A 21,225-nucleotide genomic window follows, 5' to 3' on the forward strand; every position below is an offset into this window, starting at 1 on the left:
AGGTCTCAACTCGTGTCGGTAGGGCCGATAGCGGCGCGCAGGGACCGCAACGCGTAGTGCGCCCGCGACTTCACGGTCCCCTCGGGAATGCCGAGACGAACGGCGACCTCTTCGGTCGATTTACCCAGGAAGTATAGCTCGACGAGCACCTCTCGGTGCGCGCGGGTCAGCTTCCGCAAGGCGCGCCGGACCGTCTGCCCCGCCACCACGGCGTCGGTACTGTCGACAGTTCCCGCCACCTGCGCGAGGTCGGAAACCCCGACCTCGGTTGGCCGGGCCCGACGGGCACGCGCGGCGTCAATCGCGATCCGCCGCGCCACGATGAACAGCCAACGCCGCAGCGCCTCCCGCTCGGACGGCAAACGATCCAGGTGGCGCCACGCCTGCATCAACGTTTCCTGCAGCAGATCCTCGGCCAGATACCGATCCCCCAGAGTCAATCTGAGCAGGAACCGGTACAACGGCTCCACATGCTCTCTGTGTAATGCGTACATTCGCGCCGACGGGGCCGTGGCATCACCCGGCCACCCGTCGTCGACCGGGGCAGGCCGGCCCACCCCGCCACTTTGGAACAGCACAAGTAGCAATCCATTCCCCCAGGCACATTCACCGCGTGCTGGACCAGGTGCATCCAGTAGCTGTCGAGCCCCCCATGATTCGACAACCCCGTGAAGCATACGATCGACTCATGTTTGGTCAAGTGATCGAGGGAACCTTCCGAAAGAATTGCACATTTGCAGCAGTCCGGCTCCCCGTTACCACCCGGAAGCCCGGCAGAAATCCCTATGTCGTCACTGGAGTTCCTTATCGCCACGACGGAGAATCGGGAAAAGTACCTATGTGGTCGTCTGGTGTCCCGCCGCCACCACGGGAGTGACGTCCTCGGCGAGGAGCGTCCGTAGTTGTTCGACCGTCGGCGTGCCAAGGGTACGGAGCCGGCCCGCCTGGCGCGTGATGGAGTCCTCCAGCAGCTGGCGGGCATACCGACCATTGCCGAAGGCCCGCCCCTTCGGTAAGCGCTCGAAGTGTTCCCGAAGCACGATCAGCGTGCTGCCCGGACATTCGTACCCGCTGGCCGAGGCGAGCCCCTGGAAGATCGCCACGAGTTCGTCGGGGCTGTAGTTCGTGAAGTGGATACGACGCGAGAAGCGGGAGGCCAGACCGGCGTTCGCGGCGAGGAAGGTTTCGATCTCCCGCTCGTACCCGGCGGCGATGACCACCACCTCGTCGCGGTGGTCCTCCATCAGCTTGACCAGCGTGTCGATCGCCTCCCGACCGAAGTCCTGCCGAGCGTCGGGTGGCGCCAGGGTGTACGCCTCGTCGATGAAGAGCACCCCGCCCCGCGCCCGCTCGAACGCCTCCCGGGTGCGCTGGGCGGTGTGTCCGATGTACTCCCCGACCAGGTCGGCGCGGGCCACCTCGACCATCTGGCCGCCCGGCAGCACGCCGAGGGCGGTAAGGAGCTGCCCGTACAGCCGGGCGACGGTGGTCTTACCGGTGCCCGGCGGCCCCGAGAAGACCAGGTGCCGGGAGATGGTCGGAGCCGGGAGGCCGGCCTCGACCCGGGTCCGGATGGTCGCCAACAGGTCGATCATGTCGGAGACCTCCCGCTTCACCCCACCCAGCCCGATCATGCCGTGCAGCCGGGCGAGCAGTTGGTCGACCTCGTCCGTCCGTGCCGCACCGGTCCGCGCGCCCGTCGTGACGCCGAGGTCCTGCGGCAGCAACCGGGCCAGCTCCACCCCGTCCGACGAGGACGCCTGCGACAGCCGGTACGCCTGCCGCCCGATCATCTCCTCGAACACCTTGCGGGCCACCCGGGCGTTGCCGAAGTTCGCGTCCCGCGCCATCCCGTCGAACAGCCGGGTCAGTGCCAGGCGGGTGTCGTATTCGAGGGAGTAGTGGTGGGTGCTGCACAGCCGCTCGACGATGGTCACCAGTTCCTCGGTGGAGTAGCTCTCGAACTCCACCGTTTTGGAGAAGCGGGAGGCCAAGCCCGGGTTGGAGTCCAGGAACGCGCGCATCTGCGCCGAGTAGCCGGCCACGATCACCACGATCTCGTCGCGGTGGTCCTCCATCAGCTTGACCAGGGTGTCGATCGCCTCGCGGCCGAAGTCGTGCCCGCTGCCGCCGCCGTCGACCGGGGAGAGCGTGTACGCCTCGTCGAGGAAGAGCACCCCGCCGAGGGCCTCGGTGAACCTCTCCGTGGTCTTCACCGCCGTACCGCCGATGTGCTCGGCGACCAGGTCGGCCCGCGCCACCTCGACCAACTGGCCCGTCTTCAACACGCCGAGCGCCGCGAGGATCTTCCCGTAGAGCCGGGCCACGGTGGTCTTGCCGGTGCCGGGAGCGCCGGCGAAGACCATGTGACGTGACATCGGCGGGGCCGGCAGCCCAGCCGCGGCCCGCCGCTGGCTCACCCGGTGCAGCCCGACCAGCGTCGCCACCTCGTGCTTCACCCCGGCGAGCCCGACCAGGGCGGTCAACTCGGCCAGCAGCGGGGCGGCGGCGTCGGAGGGCCCGTCGCCTCCCGGCTCACCGCCCGGCGCCGGCGCCGCGAACGGGCGGGTCGGCTCCTCGCCAGCCTCACCGGCACCGGCGACGGGAGTCGGGCCCACCGGGGCAGGTTCGGCCGGACGGGCACCGTTCGAACCGCTCGGGCGGTCCCCGTGGCCGTTGCCGACCATCGTGGTCGACTCCACCACCACCGGATCCGCCGTCTCCCGGACCAGTCCCTCGCCCGCGTTCGAGATCAGTTCGCAGCCGTCCAGCCGGCCGGACGAGCCGGCGGCGAAGCGGACCCCCGGCCCGCCGCTGCCGTGCACCCGGCTGCGGAGCAGGGTCAGGTTTGCCTGCCGCTGGACCAGGACCCCGACGGTACGGGCGTCGCCCACATCCGATCCCGTCACCGTCGCCGTACCGTCGACCAGCAGACCGACGGCGCACCCCTGCACGGTCGCCTGCTCGGCGACGAGCGTCGCGCCGGCCTCGACCAGGAACCCGCCGGCCGCGCACCGTTCGACCCGCGTCCGTTGGACCACCGGCCGGGCCTGGCCGAGCACCCGTACCCCGTACTCCCGGGCCTCCTCCACCAGGCAGTCCTCGACCAGCGGCGCGGCCGACCCGCCGACCACGATCCCGGTCGGCCCACCGCGTACGGTCAGCCGGCGCACCGTCCCCGCCGCCTCGCCCTGGAACAGCAACGCGCCGCCCGGTCCGTCGGCCACCCGGCCGCCCTCGATCAGCGGCGCCGCCGAACCGGTGACCGCGATCGCCACCGCCTCGGCGTCGGTGATCTCGTTGTCCGCGAAGGTGCCGGTGGCCTGGTCGAGCACGATCAGCCCGTGACCGGCAGCACCGCGTACCCGGCAGCCGCTCAGCACCGGATCGGCCGTGCCGGAGACGACCACCGCGTGCCCGCCGACCGTGCTGATCTCGCAGTCCTCGAGGGACGGCCGGCCCCCGGTGACCACCACCCCGGCCCCGGGCAGGTCATGCAGCCGGCCGCGCACCACCCGGAGGGCGCCGTCATCCTCGACCACGACCGCCGGCCCCTCGGTCGCGGTGATCTCGCAGCCCTCGACGGTGCCCCGGCCACCCTGGCCGCAGAGGACCCCGGCGCCCCGGATGCCGGTGAACATACAGCCGCGCAGCACCGGATCCGCGCCGCGGAGGATCACCGCCCCGGCGCTGCCGGTCTCCCGAACTGTGGTGGCACTGACCGTGCCGCCGCCGGCCTTCTCGAACAGGAACCCCGCGCCCTGCGGGTTGGCGACCTCGCAGTCGCGCAGCTCCACCCGGCCGCCGGGCACGTGCACCGCCACGACCCCGCGCCCGTCGATCGCGCACCGGTCCGCCTCCAGCGCGCCCCGCCCGACCTGCACGGCGGGCAGGTTGGTGGACCCGCCCCGGACGGTCACCCCGCGCAGCGTCACGTGGCCACCGCCGACGAAGACCGCCACCCCGTCGCCGCCGTCTATCGTCACCGTCCCCGGGCCCTCCTCGGCCAGCACCGTCACCCGGCTGGTGAGTCGCAGCTGCTCCCGGTAGGTGCCCGGCTGCACCATGATCGTGGCGCCGGGGGCGGCCGCCGCCAGCGCCGCGGTGATGCTCGGCAGGCATCCCGGCTCGGTGTCGGAGACCGACAGCAGATTGTTGGTCACGCTCGTCCATCCTCGTCAGCCACGATGGCACCGGCGGACGCCGGTGCGGGGAAGGGTCGGCCCGCGTCGTCCAGGCCGGGGGCGAAGGACGGCGGCACCGCAGCTCCGCCGGACGCCGGGCCGCCCTGGTCCGCCGCGCGTAGCCGCTGCAGAACGCGTTCCGCGCTGTCGGGTCCGCCCCGCGCGGACGCCGCGAGGTCCCGCAGCAGCACCCGTACCTCCCGCCCGGGTGCGCCGTCGTCGACCGCGAGCACCTGGAACCGGCTGCCCGGCGGGAAGACCGCCGAGGCGCCGGTCCCACCGTCCAGGCCGTCCAGGCGGCGCGCGCTCACCGACCAGATGAGCAGCCGCGTCCCGGCCGGTGCGGCGTTCGCCCCGGCGGTCAGGTCGACATCGACGAAGGCGGGTTCGACCAGCACGTCGCCCGGCCGGTACCCGCCGGCGAGGCGCGGGTCGTCCGGACCGGCCCGGAAGACCGGCCCCAGCACCGAGGGCAGCCGGCGCAACCCGTACGCGGCGGCGCGGGCCACCAGCGTCAGTCCGGCCGCCGCGGTTTCCGGGCCGCCGCCACGCAGGAACTCGTTCAGCCGGTCCCGCTCGCCGTCGCAGTATGCCCGCACCGCGACCAACCCGGCGGTCAGCTCGCCGGAGGCTCCGGCCACCGTCCGTAGTCCGGGTGACTGCGCCAGGGTCCGGGCCACCACCCGGGCGTACGCGTCGTACCGGCCGCCGAGCGCTTGGCGCAGCGCGGTGCGGTCGGCGACCGGCGAGTCGAGGCCGGCCGCGGTGAGCCAGCGCGGCGCCGGAGCGGGCGGGGCCGTCGACTCCGAGGGCCGTCCGGCCGGTTCGGTGCCGGTCGGCGGGGCCGGTGGCTTGTCCGCCGGGCCCGACGCGGTGGTACCCGACGCGCTGGCACCGTCCGCCCCCGGGGTGTCGGACGCCCGCGGTACGTCGGACCCCACGATCGGCGCGGACGGGCCGAGCGCGGCGGCGGTCAACGATGGCCCCGGCTGCCAGCCCGGCCCGACGGCCGTCGGCACCTCGCCGGGCTGTCCGGGCGTCTCCTCGGGTTGCCCGGATCGCGGTCGGGCCGGTGCTGCCGTCGGAGGCCCGTCGGCGGCGCCGCCGGACGCGGAGGGTGGGGCGGGAACCGGCGGCCGGTCGCCCCAACCGGCGGCCGGTCCCCGCGCTTCGGTGCCGGGCCCGCCGATCGGCGCGGCGTCGAGCGCCGCGGGGCCGGTGCCCGGTCGCCCGACATCGGCCGGGGGTGGGGCGCCGGTCTGCGGCGGCACGGCGAGCCGCGGCGGCGCCGGCCAGCGTCCGGAAGCGAGCAGTGCGGCGGTCTCCGGCCCGAGTGGGGTGGGGAGCGCCGGCGGTGCCGGCGGATCGCCCGGCAGCGTCGGCGCGCCCGGAGCCCCCGGCGCGGCGGTGCGCGATGCGGCGCCGGCCGTCGGGGCGGTACGCGGCGCCGGGGCGGGACGGGGCACGCCCCGGTCGGGCCGGCGGGTCCGTGCCGGCGGGCGCGCCGGCAGCACGGGCCCGACGAGGCGCCCGCGGCGCGCCGTACGGGTTGCGCCCGGCTCGCGTCGGCTCCAGCGCAGGAACGCACCAGCGGTCTGGAGCAGCCCGGTCGCGGTGCGGGTGACCGCCCCGTCGGCCGCGTACACCGGTGTCGCGAGCGCGTCCGCGAGGCCGCCGAAGAGCAGGTCGGCGGCGGGCCCGCGCACCGGCACGCCGGACGTGACGAACACCAACGGCCGGGTGTCGCCCGCCCGGCAGGCGTCGAGCAGCTTCGCCAGCGCGCGGGGTGCCACCGGCCGGCCGGCCACCCGGAATCCGGTCACCTGCACCTCGATCTCGACCACGAACCCGGCCAGGCAGCGCGCGTTGCCCACCGTCGGTTCGTCGACGAACGACCAGCCCGACGGGGTACGCGTGCCCGGGAGCGTCCCGGGCGTGTCGGTGCCGGTCTCCGGCGTACCCGGCGGTCGGACGCGCGGCGCCGGCCGGGGCGGTTTCCAGGCGAGCCGCGGACGCCGCGCCGGCAGATCGAGGTATCCGCCGTTCGCCCGCAGGATCGCGTGCGGCCAGCGGCTGGCGGCCGTGACCGCCGGCGGCGGGATCGGCGCCAGGGTGACTGCCGGCGGCGGGACCGGCACCAGGGTGACCGCCAGCGGCGGGACCGCCGGCCATGGCGGTTCGGCCCGGACCGCGCCGTCCGGGTCCACCCCGACCCACGGCGCGGGAGCGAGCGCGCCGCCCGCCGGTACCGCGAGCGCGGTCGGCGGGACGGCCACGTCCTGCCCGATCCACTCGGCCAGGAGTCCCGCCTCGGCGCGCGGATCGACCGACGGGGCGTAGGCGCCGATCGGCACCAGCCGGATCCCGGTGGCGACGCCACCGAGATGTTCGGTCAGTGCCTCCAGCAGCAGCTCGAACAGGTCCGGCCGGGCGGTGACCGAGGGTGCGCTCACGACGGCGCGCCGCCCCGCTTCGGGGGGCAGGGCGGCGGCCAGCTCGTGGATCGGCGTACCCGCGTCCGCCTCGGTACGCAGTACCAGCGCCTCCCCGGCGGGCTCCACGACGACGGCCGGGACGGGTGGGTCGCCGCCGGTGGGCGGGGTTCCGGGTACCACGTCGGTCAGGAACGCGGGTGCCTGGTGGACAACGTCGGTCAGCCCTTCGTGGTGCCGGTGTGCCAGAGCCCTCGCCCGCCGATCGAGATGGTCACGTTGCCGTCGGACTGCAGCACCAGGATGGCACCGTTGTTGCCGGCGGTGTTCGAGGTCCAGATCGTCGCGTTGGACTCGTTGTAGAGCGCGAGATTGCCGTCGGCCTGGAAGACCAGGTGGTGACCGCCCTTGCCCTTGGTACCGGTCTGCCAGACCGCCTTGCCCTGGTCGTAGAGGATCACGTTGCCCTCGTTGGCCAGCACGAGCTTGAGGCGGTTGGTGCTCCAGGACTGGCCGAGTCGCAGGGTGGCGGTGGACTGCACCACCAGGGTCTGCCAGTTCGGCTTGGGCGGGCTGGTGGTGGGATGGGCCTGCGGCGGGCGGGACGGGGAGGTGGCACCGCCCGGGGTGCTCCCCCCGCCGGCCGGCGGCGCGGCGGTGGCCGGTTGCCCGCCGGGCGACGGGGTCGCGGTCGCCGGCTTGCCGCCGGCCGCCGGCTTGCCGCCCAGCCGCGGGTCCTGCTGGTAGTAGCCGACGTAGCCCATGACCAGGTTGACGTAGGCGCGGACGTCCGCGTCGTCGGGCAGCCCACCGGACTGGCGTACCGCGTCCGGGCCGACCCGGAACGCGGCCAGCGCCAGCGGGTACGAGTCCTTACCCAACCCGCCCAACTCGTCGAAGAGAGCGCACATCGTCAGGCCCAGCGTCGGAATGGCGACGCTCGGGTCCCAGGGCGAGGTGCTGGTGGGCGACGGGGCGTACCGGGCCCAGACCTGGGGGCTGAACTGCGCGATGCCCTGCGTGGAGTGGGAGCCGAGCAGGTTCGGGTTGAAACCGGAGGCGGCCATCAGCTGCGCGGCGACCCTGGCCGGGGTGAGCCCCGAGCACGCCCGGCCGGCCGCGAGTACCGCGGCGAGGTAGGTGTCCGGCACCGGCTTGGCGTCGGTTCCCGCACCGGGCACCGCGCCGATCGGGCCGGTCGGGCCGCCCGGCTTCGTGCCGGTGCCGGAGCGGTGCGCGTACCAGGCGGCGTAGCCGGAGACACGGTCCACGTAGCCGTTGGCGGCCGGCGGGATGCCCTTCGCGGCGCGCACGGCCTCGACCCCGGAGTGGTACGCCCCGAGCGCCAGCCGCCACGGGTCGCCGCCGATTCCGGCCCGACGTACCTGGCCAACCAGGTCACAGGTGAGGTGGGCGAGCGCGGCGACGTTCGCGGCGGGATCGGTACGCGCAGAGGTGGTGCGCGGCTTCCACTCCTCCCACGCCGCCTCGGTGAGGCCGGCGATGCCCGTGCCGCCGTTGGCGGTTTTCGCGTTCGCGTCGAAACCGGAGGCTGCCATGAGCTGCCCGGCGAGCCGGGCCGGGGTGAGTACCGGGCAGGCGTGCGCCGCCGCCGCGATCGCCTCGACCTGGCCGGCCGGCACCGGCCGGCCGGCGAGTTCGGTCTCCTCGGCCGTGGCGGTGCCGAATCCGGCGCTGGCCGCGACCCCGGCCCCGCCCATCAGCACGAGCAGGATCCCGATCGCGACCCAGCGCCGGAACGGGGAATCGAGCCGGTCCAGTCCGCGTGCGACGGGCCCCCAGATCCGGCCCACCGCGCCAGCGACCCGCTCTCGGAGCCGTCGGTAAACACCACCGCCGGGTGTGGTAGCCACTGTTCAATCTCCCTCGCCTGACACTTCGGTTACACGACGGCTCGCCCCGGTCGCCGGTTCAAAGTTCGTCGCTGCTTCGCGCCCGGTTCCCGGTCGTCGCCGTCCGTCCCAGACGATCCGTGCCAAGGGTTGGACGCGTACGGCCACGCCCCTCGATCGTGCGTCCGCCGTGTTGTCAGAGGTCAACCTGCCTCTTCAAGGTGCCGTCGACCGACTCGATCGCTTGTCGTGGCGCGCGGCGCGGTCCTCGGCCGGGCGCGGAGCGGTCCTCGGCCGGGTCGGATTTCTCGGCCTTGCGAGCCGTCCGGAGCATGGTAGTGTTCCGGCCCGCCAGCAACGCTTCGGTCTTGGCGTCGCGGTAGCCCTTGTTCACGACCAGGACCACACCTCCAGAGTGGCCGGCGGACCGGGGTCGGTGTCGACCAGATCGACCAGGACTCCACGCTCGTCGGTTCGGGGTTGGCCAGGGCGGAGCGTTGGACGGTTTTCCGGGACCGGCCGAATTCCACGAGGGTGGAATCGGCCAGCCGGATCGGGTCGCGCCACAGGCCGGCGTCGACCACCAGTACCCGGATGGCGTACTTCAGTTGCGGGGTCAGGGCGCGTAGTCGCTTGTTGTCGCCGGGCTGCTGGGGCAGATACGGGATCAGGTGGCGGATCGCGGTGCGGGCGTAGCGAATCCAGCGGACTTCGTGGTGGTAGCCGAGGAGGGCGTGCATGACCGCAACGGCGAAAAGTTCCGCCTCGGTGAATCGTTCGTTGCCTCGTACCCATTGGATTAGACCGGCTACGCGGTCGCCGCCGAGGACGTCCGCGGATCACCATGAAAACGGCTCCAATGACAGTCATCTCAAGTGTCCAGCGGGGATGGTGGCGGCAGAAGTCGCATGCCGGTGGACTGGAAAAGCGATTGGATCGGTATATTGAAAACCCGAGCGGCAGTGTTGTTCGAGATTGGGCAACCCTTCGAGATCGTAGAACTCGATCTCGACCGACCAGGTCCCCACGAGGTGCTGGTGAAAATCGTGGCGGCCGGGGTCTGCCACACAGAACTCCACCTCAGGATGGGTGACATACCGGGCAGGCTGCCACTGGTCGGCGGGCACGAGGCATCGGCAATTGTCGAAGAGGTCGGCGAGAATGTCAGCCGGGTCAAGCCGGGCGACCACGTCGTCTGTACGTTCGTTCCGAGCTGCGGCACCTGCCGCTACTGCTCCACCGCCCGCCAGCACCTCTGCGTCCTGGGCGCCAACATGCTGACCGGCGAACTGCCGGGCGGTGGCTTCCGAATGCACCACCAGGGCCAGGACGTCGGCGGAACGTTCATGCTCGGGACCTTCTCGGAGCGCGCCGTCATCTCCGAGTACGCGGTGGTGAAGGTCGACCAATCGCTGGACCTCAAGACGGCCGCGCTGCTCAGTTGCTCCGTACCGACCGGTTGGGGAACGGCGACCAGCGCCGGGGAGGTCAAGCCGGGCGACGTGGTCGTCGTCTTCGGCGCGGGTGGCGTTGGCCTGCACGCGGTACAGGGAGCCACGTACAGCGGTGCCAGTGAGGTCATCGTGGTAGATCCGGTGCGGCTCAAGCGGGACGCCGCGACGCGCTTCGGCGCGACGTACGCGTTCGAGCACGCGGAGGCCGCGATCGAGAAGATCCGAGAGCTGACGTCAGGCGACATGGCGGACAAGGCGCTGGTCACGGTTGGCAGGGTGGATGATGCCGTGGCCGTGGCCGCCGTCAACTCCGTGGGGAAGAGCGGAACCGTCGTCATCACCTCCGCCGCCAACCAGTCGTTCGACTTCTACTCACCGAGCAACATATTTTTGCAGTTCCAGAAGGTCGTCAAGGGCTCGATCTACGGCTCGACGAACCCGCAGTACGACATCCCGCGACTCGCGGAACTCGGCCGCACCGGCGACCTCAAGCTGGACGGGCTGATCAGCCGCACCTACTCCCTCGACCAGGTCAATGAGGGCTACGCGGACCTGAACGACGGCAAGATCATTCGAGGCATGATCGTTAACGATACGGAGTGACGCCCGGACGCGGTTCGGCTGGTCGACAGATTCCTTTGGCCTCCGCGCGACCCGGCGTCCTGTGGGCCGCGTCGCTCCTCGTGCTCGGCGACCGATAGACGATGAGGCCACCCGAGGCGAACATCCTCGGGTGGCCTCATCGCAACCGCGCTGGTACTCCACCGTCACTTGGCTTTGGCGATGGGCGTGGCGCCGTAGGTCGCCGTGATCCTCGCCTACATCTCACCCACCGGCCGGGCCCTGCTCGACCCAAGAGCCAGGCCATGTCTTCGTTCGGGTCCCCGACGGGCGTGGAGGGGTTCAGCTCCGGCAGAATTCGCGCAAGCAGGTGCTCCTGGCCGGCGCTCGCCGCCCGTACCTCGTCGGGCAGCCGCTGCGACAAGGTGTGCGGGACCGCAGAGAATGGGGCGAAGGGAAGCCCGTCGCCACCGACCTCGACGCAACCGCCGACTCCTGCGACGGCCCGGTCAGGGGCAGGATGCGTAGCGGTTCCTCGACCAGTCGGGTCTTGCCTACACTCGCCTCACCCCGGACGAGTACCGCCTGGGCCTCGCCCTCGTCCGCGGATTCTGCCGCGTTCACCAGGTAGGACAGTTCCACTTCCCGCCCGACGAAGAGAGCGCGTCCGGAGCGCCTCTCATAGCCGCGTGCATGACATGACACCGGGTGATGCGGAGAGGTCCATGGTCGCTGTCACGCCAAAGTGGATGACTCATGCCCGCGGCCCACGCCGGACGGCTGGGAAACCGAGCCGGGGCGATGGCGTGGGCTCCGGTCAACGGCGCGAAGCCCACGCCAAGCGTTCATCACCCGGCAATTCCGCCGATCGCTAACGTGCGGCCGACGGCGCGGCGAGTGCGGCGCGCGTCTGCTGGGCGAAGTCCCGCATGCTGTGGCCTGACGGGAGACTGTCGAGTAGCACCACGTCGGAGATGGCGTTGTTGACGCGGAGGGATCGGATCCTCTGGTACTCCTCGGAACTGGACCAGGCGCTCACGGCGGCACGGTCGGGAAATTCCAGGAGGACGACGAGGCCGGTCCATGCGCCCTCGACGACGGTGCCCTCGCCGTTGGCGAGGAACCTACCTCCGTGTGCCTCCACCGTCGCCTCGACCTGCTCGAGGTAGGACAGGAAAGCTTCGTTGGGTACGCCGCCGGGAAGGCGGAGGTGATTGATCAGGTAGGTGGCCATGTCGATTCCTTCATGCTTGGATTGGTCGCGACTTAGCGGGAGCGGGCGGGCCGCGGGTTGCCATTGTGGACTCCGCCACTCGCCTGCGCGCAAGGTGGCCGGAGGACCGGAGGAAACAGGGCTTTTCCCTTGCGCCACCACCGTACACCGATCGGTTTCCCGATGCCAATCACCGGAGCTGCGCTACTCCGCATGGCAGACATGACCCGGCCGGAAAACGTGCGTGACCGCGTGCCTGCGAGCGCGCGCCAGCTGTCCGACGACAAGGGAATCAATTCGAATAACCTGCTACGGCAAACCGATCGTTTCCTTGATGGCGAACCGATCGGTCTCCGCTTGCCAACCTCTCGCACCCGGCTACTCGCCAGGGGCGAGGGCGTCCCGAACGGCGTGACCTCCATCGCCATCGGTGGCGACACGTCGACCGGGACCGCCCGCGCCTCTCGGCACTACCTCGTGCTTTTCGCAGCAGGTTGTCTAGTATCGATGCGAACCCGGCATGGCGAGTTCGACCTCCTGCTTCGTGGTGGTGAAGTCGTAGGCGGTCTCGGCGTGCACCACGTGGTCGATACCGACGACCTCGTCCTGACGGCGCACCCGGAAGCCGACCGTCATCTCGATGACCATGGCCAGCAGCCCCGACATCACCAGGGAATAGGCGGCGACGGCAAAGGCGCCGACCGCCTGCTTCTCCAACTGTCCGGCGCCCGCGCCTGCGACCAGGCCGTCGGTGATGTCGAAGACCCCGATGAGGAGGGTACCGACGAGACCACCGACCGCATGGACGCCCACGACGTCGAGTGAGTCGTCGTAGCCGAGGCGATCCTTCAGGTTCACCGCCCAGGCGCACACCAATCCAGCGATGACGCCAATGGCTATCGCGCCCCAGGTGTTCACGGCGACGCACGCCGGGGTGATGGCTACCAGTCCGGCGACCGCTCCGGACGCGGCGCCGAGGGAGGTGAAGCGGCCCTTCCGTACGCGTTCCCAGATGAGCCAGCCCATCATCGCGGCGCCGGCCGCGACCTGTGTGTTGAAGAGGGCGACGCTGGCCGTGCCGTTGGCGGCCAGCGCGGATCCGGCGTTGAAGCCGAACCACCCGAACCACAGCAGTCCCGAACCGAGCATCACGAACGGCAGACTGTGCGGACGCATCAGCTCCTGTTTGAAGCCGACCCGCTTGCCCAGGACCAGAAGGGCGCCCAGGGCAGCCATGCCCGCGTTGATGTGCACCGCCGTACCGCCGGCAAAGTCCTTGACGCCGAGTTTGAAGATCCAACCCCCGGACTGCCACACCCAGTGGGCGACCGGGAAATACACCACGGTTACCCAGAGGGCGATGAACAGCATCCACGCGCCGAATTTGGCGCGGTCCGCGATCGCCCCGCTGATCAGGGCCGGCGTGATGATGGCGAACATCAACTGAAACGCGGCGAAGGCGAACACGGGAATGCTGCCGGTCAGGGTGCTGTCCGTGATGCCGCGCATGCCGGCATGTGAGAGGCCGCCGATGAGTCCGTGCCCGCCCACGTCATCGCCGAAGGTGAGCGAGTAGCCGTAGGCCGCCCAGAGCACGCTGACGATGCCCAGGCTGATGAAACTCATCAGCAGCATGTTGAGCACGCTCTTCACGCGGACCATGCCGCCGTAGAAGAAGGCGAGTCCAGGGGTCATCAGCATGACCAGTGCGGCGCTGATGAGTACGAACGAGGTGTCGCCCGGGTCGAGGCCCGTCGGCATCGATATCTCCACTTCATGTCTTGAACGCCCCTGCGTCGCAGCGGCGTTGATCGGATCCGGTGTCGGCTGGCGTGGCCTCAGACGAGGTCGGCCTTTTCCAAGGCGGCGCAGCAGGTGTCAACCATGAGGCGGGTGACGGTGTACGGGTCGACGTTGGCGTTCGGACGGCGGTCCTCGATGTAGCCCTTCTGCTCCACCTCCACCTGCCACGGAATCCGGACGGAGGCACCGCGGTCGGAGACGCCGTAGCTGTACTGGCTCCACGGGGCGGTCTCGTGGGCGCCGGTCAGGCGGGCCTCGACGCCCGCGCCGTAGCTGCGGATGTGCTCCAGCGGCTTGTCGTCACGACCCAGGGCCTCGCAGGCCTCGATGATCGCGGCGTAGCCCTCCCGCATCGCCCGCGTAGAGAAGTTGGTGTGTGCGCCTGCGCCGTTCCAGTCGCCCTTGGCCGGCTTGGGGTCCAAGGTGGCGGAAATGCCGAAGTCTTCGGCGGTGCGGTAGAGCAGCCAACGCGCGACCCACAGCTGGTCGGCAACCTCCAGCGGGGACAGCGGGCCGACCTGGAACTCCCACTGACCGGGCATGACTTCGGCGTTGATGCCGGAGATGGACAGCCCGGCGGCCAGACAGTTGTCCAGGTGCGCCTCGACCACGGCGCGACCGTGGATCTCGTCGGCGCCGACGCCGCAGTAGTAGCTGCCCTGCGGGGCGGGGTAGCCGCCGTCGGGGAAGCCCAGGGGGCGAGCGCCCTGGAAGAAGGTGTACTCCTGCTCGATGCCAAACAGGGGCTGCTGGTCCGCGAAGCGCTCAGCGACCGGACGCAGCAGGGCACGAGTGTTGGACTCGTGTGGCGTGCCGTCGATGTTGAGGACCTCGCACAGCACCAACAGGTTGGCTCCCCCGCGGATCGGGTCGGGGTAGGTGGCGACCGGCTCGAGAACCCGGTCGGAGCGGTGGCCCTCGGCCTGGTTGGTGCTGGAGCCGTCGAAGCCCCAGATGCCGGGCTCGGTGCCGTCGGCAAGGATCTTGGTTTTCGAACGCAGCCTCGCCGTCGGCTCGGTGCCGTCGATCCAGATGTATTCAGCCTTGTACGTCATGTGTCTCTTCTTCTGTGATTGGCCGTGGTTGGCCGTCGGAAGGGTGACCGGACGAACGGACGCCGCGAGGGGCGGAACCGTCCGCACGAAATGGGCGGCGAATCGCCTGATCAGTGGTGGCGGCCGCCTGTTTGAGGAGCGTCACGACGGCGTCGTGTCTCCCTCGCTCAGCGTCGGAGAGCGGTGTGCCTCCCCAGCGGTCCTGCGCCGCCGGGGTGGCACCGCGGTCCAGGAGGTAGCGGACCACATCGAGGTGTCCTTCCGAGGCGGCGAGGTGGAGCGCGGTCCTTCTGTCGTAGTCGCTGGAGTTCGGATCCTTGCCCGTGGCGAGCGAGATCCGAACGTGGTCGAGGTCGCCCTGGCTCGCGGCCCACAGCAACCGCATGGTCGACGCCACTTCCTCCTCGTTCCTGCCGCGCCGCGGATCACGCTTGCCGGAGGCCTCGCCGGGGGCGAAGGAGTCGTAGACGTGGAAGTTGAAGCGGCTCACCAGTTCTTTGCAGAAGGCGACCCCGCGTACGGAGTTTCCCAAAGCGTCGAGACGGGGAGACCAGACACAGACGCCCATGACACCGGGAACAACAATCATGAGACCGCCGGAGACACCGCTCTTCGCGGGCAGTCCGATGGTGAACGCGAACTCGCCGGAGTAGTCGTACATTCCGCATGACGACATCAGTGACAGGCACTTGCGTACCGTGTCGGTGGAGAAGATCCGCTCCGAGGTGAGGGGATTGACCCCGCCATTGGCGAGCGAGGCAGCCACGACCGAGAGTGACTGGGCGTCGACCTCGATCGCGCAGCATTGGAAGTAGAACTCGAGCGTCTCCATCAGGTCGGTTCCCGCGGGAAACGACCGGTGCTCGCGCATGAAGTAGCCGAGGGCGAAGTTGCGGTCGGCAGTGCGCCGTTCCGAGAGGTAGACAGCGTTGTTGAAGCCGACCGATCCGCCGGCCAACCTGCGCCAGGTCTCGGCGACATGGTCAAAGCGGTCGGCCATCTCGTAGTCGGGGCGCAGTAGGGAGCAGCACATGATCGCCCCTGAATTGATCATCGGGTTGTGCGGGAGTCCGTCGCTGTTGAGCGTCAGCTCGTTGAACCCCCGGCCGCTGGGCTCCCTGCCCACGTGTTGGTGCACCAGGTCGGCGCCGTGCTCCTCGAGTGTCAGGCAGTAGTTGATCGGCTTGCAGATCGACTGGACGCAGAAGGCGTTGTCCGCGTCCCCGATCGCGAAACGCTGACCGTCGATGGTGCATAACGCGATCCCGAACTTCTCCGGATCGACCCGGCCCAGCTGCGGGATGTAATTGGCGACGTGCCCCCCGTCGACACCCTTGAGGCCCGCAAAGATTGCGGATATCTCGGCTTTCAGCGCGGTGAAATCCGGGATCACGAAATCACCCTGGATGGACTTCTCGACGACGCCGCCACTCTTCTTGCACAGGCTGATGAAGCCGTTCAGGTCGATCCAGGAGCGCTCTTCGATGTTCCCTCCCTGCCGCAGCCAGGCCCACACCTCCGCGGCCCGCGGATGTGTCTCCGAGATGCCCGACTCCAGTAGGCGGGCGCTGAGTTCCGCCGTGGAGATCCTGCCTTCAGCATTGACGCTCAGCGAGTTGAAGAGCTTGCCGAAGTGCCCAAGTCCGGACTGCTCATCCGCCGACGGGCCAGCGAGATTCTCGGCCGCCGGCCGGGCGGGAGGGCGCGGCCGTGTCGTGGGTCTCTTGGTAGCGGGCATTGCGAAGTTCCAGTTCTCTTTGTGGGGAACGGTCGGCACGGGTCACCGGCGGGGTGAAACGCTCCAACTGAGCGCCGTCGCGGGCGCGGCGTCGGAGGTTCCGGGGATCGGCGCGATCAGGACCCGACGCGGGGCGGGTGGCGGTCCCGTACCCGCGCCTGGCGTGCGAGGCATACCAGCGCGGCGCGAGGATTGGCAGGACCGGGCGGACCGCCCGGACGAGCTTGGGGAGCAGGCGGAATTCCCGCCGCATCATCGTGTGCGCCATGTACATGTCCCGCACGTCCGCCACGAGTTCGTTTGATACCTGTGTCACGGAGACCTCAGTTGATGATCGATAGTGTTGGGCCCGAACGAGGAGCAGGGACACGCAAGAGCGGGCCCGGCGTCGCCGGTTGACGGAGTCGGGCTAAGCGCCAAAGACCCCTTCTGTGTAGCTTGAGGCCGGCCTGCCCGTAGACGTGAAAGGGTTGCGCAGGCGGTGTCTACGCGGGTCAGGAGTCGGCTCAAGACGCATACCGATCGTCGCAGGGCGGCGAGTTGCCGGCATCGGGAAAAGTTCCCCATTTTGCGCCGATTGCAGCCCCGGCCCCCTAAACGGCGGCCGGTACGACTGGGAAGAAGTCCCTATTTTCTCCGGGGCCAAGAGCCGTCCATCGGCTTACTGCGGCTGTCGCCCGGCGCCACCTCGGCCGCGGGTACGACCGGCGGACACCGCGCCGGGTCGCGCTTCGAGACAGACACGATCAACAAGTGGTGTACCATGCCCGCCGGAAACGGTATGACGATTGTCACCTCCGACCCGACCGAGAACGACAGCGATTTCGTGTTCACCAGGAACTGGGCGTACTAAACAAATCGCCCGTACGGCAACTACGCGAACGACCCGCGCTACAGGTACACCGTCGGCGCCAACGCGGAATACCCCTTCGTCGGCACCGGCATGGACAGCATCAGACCGTGTCGTCACACAAATTTCAACCGACTTTTCCGGGCAGTACACCTAGCGCGTGGCGCTGAAGAAACTCGAGAACAAGCGAGATGAACTCGGCCGATCGTTCGAAAGCGAGGGCGTGGCTGGAGCCGAGCCCGCTGAGTATCTTGACCTCGGCGAGGGGGATGGCCTCGGCCACGTACCGAGCCTGCCAGACCGGGGTCAGCAGGTCCTGCTCGCCCGCCACCACCAGGGTCGGGCTGGTAATCAAATGGAGGCGACCACGGGTGTCGTGGGCGAGGTCGGCCTCGAACTGCTCGATGGTGGTGGTGATCGCGGCCTCGGTGCTGGGAAGCGTCGGCAGGATGTCCGCTACCAGGTCGGCGAAAGCGGGAGAGTCGATCAGTTCGGGGGAGAAGACAATGGCCATGGCGGCCAGGATCTCGTCCATGTCCCGGGTGTTCCAGGTATGGCGCAGCGCCGTGAAAATCGCTCGCTGGAACGTGTCCACATGCGCCCACGTGGCGTAGAGCACCAGCGCCGCGACGCGCTCCGGATGCCCGATGGCCAGTTCCTGAGCGGCCGCCGATCCGATCGACCAGCCGAGCACGTGGGCGCGGTCGATGCTGAGCGCGTCGAGGACCCCGACGGCGTCGGCCGCGAGTTGGGCCGTCGAAATGCTCGCCGAGCCGCGGTCCGACTCGCCCGTACCCCGGTTGTCGTACGTGACGACGTGGTATCCGTTCTTGGCCAGGACCTCTGCCAGTGAGTGGAAGACCAGCCGGTTCTGCGCACTTGGACAGATCAGAAGCAACGACTCATCCGACTCGTTCCCGTACGTCTGATAGCCCAGCACGACGTCCTGGTTGATAGCGATCTTGGGCACTGCGTGACCTCGTTCTCGATGAATGACACGTCACCGGATCGGGTGTCCGGTGCGGTACCTGTGGGGGTGGGAGCATGACGGCTGGTGGAACTCTGGGGTGTGGGGGCGCTCATGCCCGGTGCGGCGAGTGGTGGCCGCAATCCCCCGGGGACGCGCGACCCTCAGACGAGGACGCGGGTCAGAGTGGTGTCCAGGAACAGCCGCATCGGCCCTGAGGTGCCCGTAACCTTCGACCGCGCCGCAGCGCCCTCGTAGCTGTCGATGATGAATGCGGCGAGATCGGCGGGGGATCCGTCGAATCCCAGTTCGCCCGCGGCCCGCGCCTCCTCGATCGCACGGGCCAGTGCGGAGATCCACCGGGCAAGGCCGTCGGCGACGGCCTGACTCACGACCTTGCTGTGCGCGGGCATCTCGGTGGCGAGGTTGCCCAGCAGGCAGCCCCGGTCATACCACGTCCAGGTGATTTCCACGACGCGATGCAGGTGGGCCGCGATGCGCTCAAGCGGCGTCCCACCGGCCGCGCTGTCGAGCATCTCCAGTGGGATGGCAGCGCAGTAACGTTCCACGGCGTCGACGGCGAGGGCTTCCTTGCTCACGAAGTGGTTGTAGAAGGTGCCCTTGGGCGCCCCGGCCGCAGAGACGATGTCCTGGACGCTGGTGCCGTGGTAGCCGCGTCGGTGGAACAGCGCGAGCGCCGAGTCCGCCAGCCGCTGCTTCGTGTGGTCCGACGCCGCGGACCTCGTGCGTGCCATTCGGTACCCCTCCTCGTCAGGTCGGACCGATATTACAAGACGGTCGGTCATCTCGTTAATCGCCCAGCTCATCCCCTGTGTTGTGGCCCGCGCCGGGTAAGCGCCCTCCCGGTAGCCGGAAACCGGCCGCGTACATGCGTGGCCGTAAACGCGGGGGCTGGCTCGGCGGCAGGGCCGGTCCGCGATCGCCACCCTGGTCGATCGCACGAGCCGCTACCTACGCCTGGTGAAGTGTCAACAACCGCCGGCAGTTTTGTAACTAGGCCACCTCGACGGGCCCGACGAACGCCGCGCCCGCCGTCGACCGGCCGCCCTCGACGGAGTGTTCCTCGGCCGGCTCGGCGGGCCAGGGCGTGTGGCCCGCGGTGGACTCGGCTGAGTCCGCCGGCCCGGCCACCGGCGCGTAGAGGGCGGAGAGCGCCCGGTGCAGGGCCACCGCGTCGACCTCGGGCGGCAGATGGTCGTTGGAGCGGATCGCGTCGAGCAAATCCGGATCAGGGGCCAGCCCGTACACCCGCAGGTAGTAGGCGACGGCGTCGGTCCAGATCCAGCGGCCGTCGGTGAAGAATCCGGTCGGCACCACCTCGCCGGCGTCCGCATCCACCACGTCCGGGCTGCGGGTCGGCGTGATCAGCAGCGGCGTGCTTCCCGTCAGGTAGCTCAGCACCCGGTCGCGGTCCTCGCCGTCGATGCGGGGATGGTCGGCGGCGAAGCCGGGGCCGGCTTCGGGGTCGAGCGTGTCGTAGACCCGGGCCACGAGCGGCGTCACCGGCGGGGCCGCGGCCCAGAGCAGGGTGGAGAAGCCGAGCGCGGTGCGCTGGTACGTCGGCAGGTCGTCCGGGTCCAGGAAAGCCTCGACCTGCGGGTCCGCCTCGCCGGCGGCCTCCAGCGCGTCCTGGGTCCGGGAGGCCAGCGCGGGCAGGCCTGCCTCGTCGCCGCCCTGGACCAGGTAGATCCGACGCGGCGGCGGCCACGGCGCGTCGATCGAGGGGAAGCGCCAGGCACGCCACAGGGCGGTCGCGCCCGCGCGGTCGTCCGGTCGCGCGGCCAGCGCCGCGACCGCAGCCCGGTCGATCTCGTCCGCGGCGCCGGGTCCGTCGTACGGCACCGTCAGGTCGATGCAGTACGGCACCGCGTCGCCGTGCTCGGCCAGCTCGTCGGGGCTGACCGGGGCCACCCCGTACGGCGGCAGCGGTTCGCCGTCCACGCGCTCGATGTCGGCGAGCGGCTCGGTGTCCTCCCCCGCCTCGGCGAGGACGCCGGAGAGCAGCGCCACGTCGTCCTCCGTCAGCTCCACCCGGTTGGCGAGCGCGGCGAAGAGCACCGCCTGGGCGATCTCCACGAACTCGCCCTCGGCCAGCCAGCGCCGGGAACTGGTGATCAGTTCGTCCGGCAGCCGGCCCGAGAGCCGCAGCAGCAACCGGTGGAAGGCGGCGAGTTGCTTGCTGGACGCTTCTACCGCCTGGGTCATGGCCTCAGCCCTCCGGTCTTCGACGGGTCGCTCTGACTGTCCTGCCCGCCCGGGCGTACCGGTCGCTCTCGGGCCAGACACCCCGACGACGGCTGCGGCGAGGGGCTGGTTCAAAATCGGACGGGCGCGGGCCGGACCCGGCCGGCCGCGGTGTCGCCCTCGGCGGCCGCGCCGGGCTGCTCGGGCGGCCGCGGCCCGGTCGGCTCAGCCCAGCCGCAGCCCGCCGAAGACGGCCGCCGCCCGGACATGGTCCTGGGCCGTCACTCCCTCGTCCGGGCTGCCCGGGAGCATGGCCGAGGCGAGGGAGAGCACGATCCGCCAGGCGGTGGTGCCGCGCCGGGCCAGGACGACGTAGCAGCGGTTCAGGTTCGGGCTGTCGCCGAGGACACCCTGGTACGTCAGGCAGGTGTCGACACCGAGGTCAGCCGCCCAACCGACCTGTTCCCCCTCCGCCGCCCACTCCAGCAGACCGGCCGGCGCCAGCGCGGGATGCGGCAACCCGATGAGCGCGATGGTGGCGTCGACCCAGAGTCGCAGGTTGTGGGTGGGATCGGCCTCGGGCATGACCGCCACGGCGAGGAGTTCACCCGGAAAGCGGCCGGTGAAGGCGCGTTCCGTGACGCCGCCGACCGCGGGTGTGGCGGCCTCCGGCCGCCAGCCCTCCGGTACGCCGAGGGTGACCCCCTCGACCTGTTCCGACCGGACGGGCCAGCCGGGCTCGACAGTGCTCCAGATGGGACGGGTGGCGGTGTCCATTCTTGCCTCCAGGCATGGGATCGGGATGAAGCGTACGCACGACGCTCGCCGGCGTACCTGGGTAATGGCTGTTCGCGCCCATCGACCGGCGAGTGGCAGACGGGCCGGTCAATCCGGTCCCGGTCGCGCCAAC

General features: G+C 70.3%; 15 protein-coding genes. 1 reads left to right on the forward strand and 14 read right to left on the reverse strand.

The features are described from left to right. Positions 1 to 5 precede the first annotated feature (5 nt). The 5 genes from AB0J86_RS22405 to AB0J86_RS22425 all read right to left on the reverse strand — a co-directional run bounded on the left by AB0J86_RS22405 (position 6) and on the right by AB0J86_RS22425 (position 8,875). Positions 6 to 494, reverse strand: coding sequence for a sigma-70 family RNA polymerase sigma factor (locus tag AB0J86_RS22405; RefSeq protein ID WP_363859543.1), 489 nt, complete (start codon positions 492 to 494; stop codon positions 6 to 8). A 342-nt stretch (positions 495 to 836) separates the two neighbouring features. After that, the gene (locus tag AB0J86_RS22410) at positions 837 to 4,163 is read right to left on the reverse strand and encodes a right-handed parallel beta-helix repeat-containing protein (protein ID WP_363859523.1); all 3,327 of its coding nucleotides are present in this window, start codon (positions 4,161 to 4,163) and stop codon (positions 837 to 839) included. Continuing rightward, on the reverse strand, positions 4,160 to 6,799 hold the full coding sequence (locus tag AB0J86_RS22415) for a hypothetical protein (RefSeq protein ID WP_363859524.1): 2,640 nt from the start codon (positions 6,797 to 6,799) through the stop codon (positions 4,160 to 4,162). The genes AB0J86_RS22410 and AB0J86_RS22415 overlap by 4 nt, the downstream gene beginning before the upstream one ends. 38 nt (positions 6,800 to 6,837) lie before the next feature. Then, complete coding sequence (locus AB0J86_RS22420) at positions 6,838 to 8,430, reverse strand: hypothetical protein (RefSeq protein ID WP_363859525.1); 1,593 nt, start codon at positions 8,428 to 8,430, stop codon at positions 6,838 to 6,840. Between the two features lie 235 nt (positions 8,431 to 8,665). Further along, positions 8,666 to 8,875 carry a hypothetical protein gene (locus tag AB0J86_RS22425; protein ID WP_363859526.1) on the reverse strand — a complete coding sequence of 70 codons (210 nt, stop codon included), beginning with the start codon at positions 8,873 to 8,875 and terminating at the stop codon, positions 8,666 to 8,668. Positions 8,876 to 9,377: 502 nt separating this feature from the next. Between AB0J86_RS22425 and AB0J86_RS22430 the strand changes: the two genes are divergently transcribed. After that, positions 9,378 to 10,526, forward strand: coding sequence for an NDMA-dependent alcohol dehydrogenase (locus AB0J86_RS22430; protein ID WP_363859527.1), 1,149 nt, complete (start codon positions 9,378 to 9,380; stop codon positions 10,524 to 10,526). 300 nt (positions 10,527 to 10,826) lie between these two features. On the opposite strand, the gene AB0J86_RS22435 is transcribed toward AB0J86_RS22430, so the two are convergent. The 9 genes from AB0J86_RS22435 to AB0J86_RS22475 all read right to left on the reverse strand — a co-directional run bounded on the left by AB0J86_RS22435 (position 10,827) and on the right by AB0J86_RS22475 (position 21,092). Beyond that, complete coding sequence (locus AB0J86_RS22435; RefSeq protein WP_363859528.1) at positions 10,827 to 11,189, reverse strand: ATP-binding protein; 363 nt, start codon at positions 11,187 to 11,189, stop codon at positions 10,827 to 10,829. Positions 11,190 to 11,355: 166 nt separating this feature from the next. Beyond that, entirely contained in the window at positions 11,356 to 11,718 is a 363-nt protein-coding gene (locus AB0J86_RS22440; protein ID WP_363859529.1) for a DUF1330 domain-containing protein, read from the reverse strand. A gap of 477 nt (positions 11,719 to 12,195) precedes the next feature. Then, a complete protein-coding gene (locus AB0J86_RS22445; RefSeq protein WP_363859530.1) occupies positions 12,196 to 13,458 on the reverse strand; it encodes an ammonium transporter in 1,263 nt (420 codons plus the stop codon). A 77-nt stretch (positions 13,459 to 13,535) separates the two neighbouring features. Continuing rightward, entirely contained in the window at positions 13,536 to 14,555 is a 1,020-nt protein-coding gene (gene glnII, locus AB0J86_RS22450; protein WP_363859531.1) for a glutamine synthetase, read from the reverse strand. Continuing rightward, positions 14,539 to 16,332: a glutaminase A gene (gene glsA, locus AB0J86_RS22455; RefSeq protein WP_363859532.1), complete on the reverse strand. Its 1,794-nt coding sequence runs from the start codon at positions 16,330 to 16,332 to the stop codon at positions 14,539 to 14,541. Before glsA ends, glnII begins: the two co-directional genes overlap by 17 nt. Before the next feature lie 938 nt (positions 16,333 to 17,270). Continuing rightward, complete coding sequence (locus AB0J86_RS22460) at positions 17,271 to 18,113, reverse strand: alpha/beta hydrolase (protein WP_363859533.1); 843 nt, start codon at positions 18,111 to 18,113, stop codon at positions 17,271 to 17,273. A gap of 161 nt (positions 18,114 to 18,274) precedes the next feature. Then, positions 18,275 to 18,865, reverse strand: coding sequence for a TetR/AcrR family transcriptional regulator (locus tag AB0J86_RS22465; protein ID WP_363859534.1), 591 nt, complete (start codon positions 18,863 to 18,865; stop codon positions 18,275 to 18,277). 259 nt (positions 18,866 to 19,124) lie between these two features. Then, a complete protein-coding gene (locus AB0J86_RS22470) occupies positions 19,125 to 20,336 on the reverse strand; it encodes a hypothetical protein (RefSeq protein ID WP_363859535.1) in 1,212 nt (403 codons plus the stop codon). A 204-nt stretch (positions 20,337 to 20,540) separates the two neighbouring features. Beyond that, complete coding sequence (locus AB0J86_RS22475; protein WP_363859536.1) at positions 20,541 to 21,092, reverse strand: hypothetical protein; 552 nt, start codon at positions 21,090 to 21,092, stop codon at positions 20,541 to 20,543. Positions 21,093 to 21,225: the final 133 nt, after the last annotated feature.

The sequence above is a fragment of the Micromonospora sp. NPDC049559 genome (genome assembly GCF_040676675.1).
Taxonomy (GTDB): Bacteria; Actinomycetota; Actinomycetes; order Mycobacteriales; family Micromonosporaceae; genus JBFAPK01.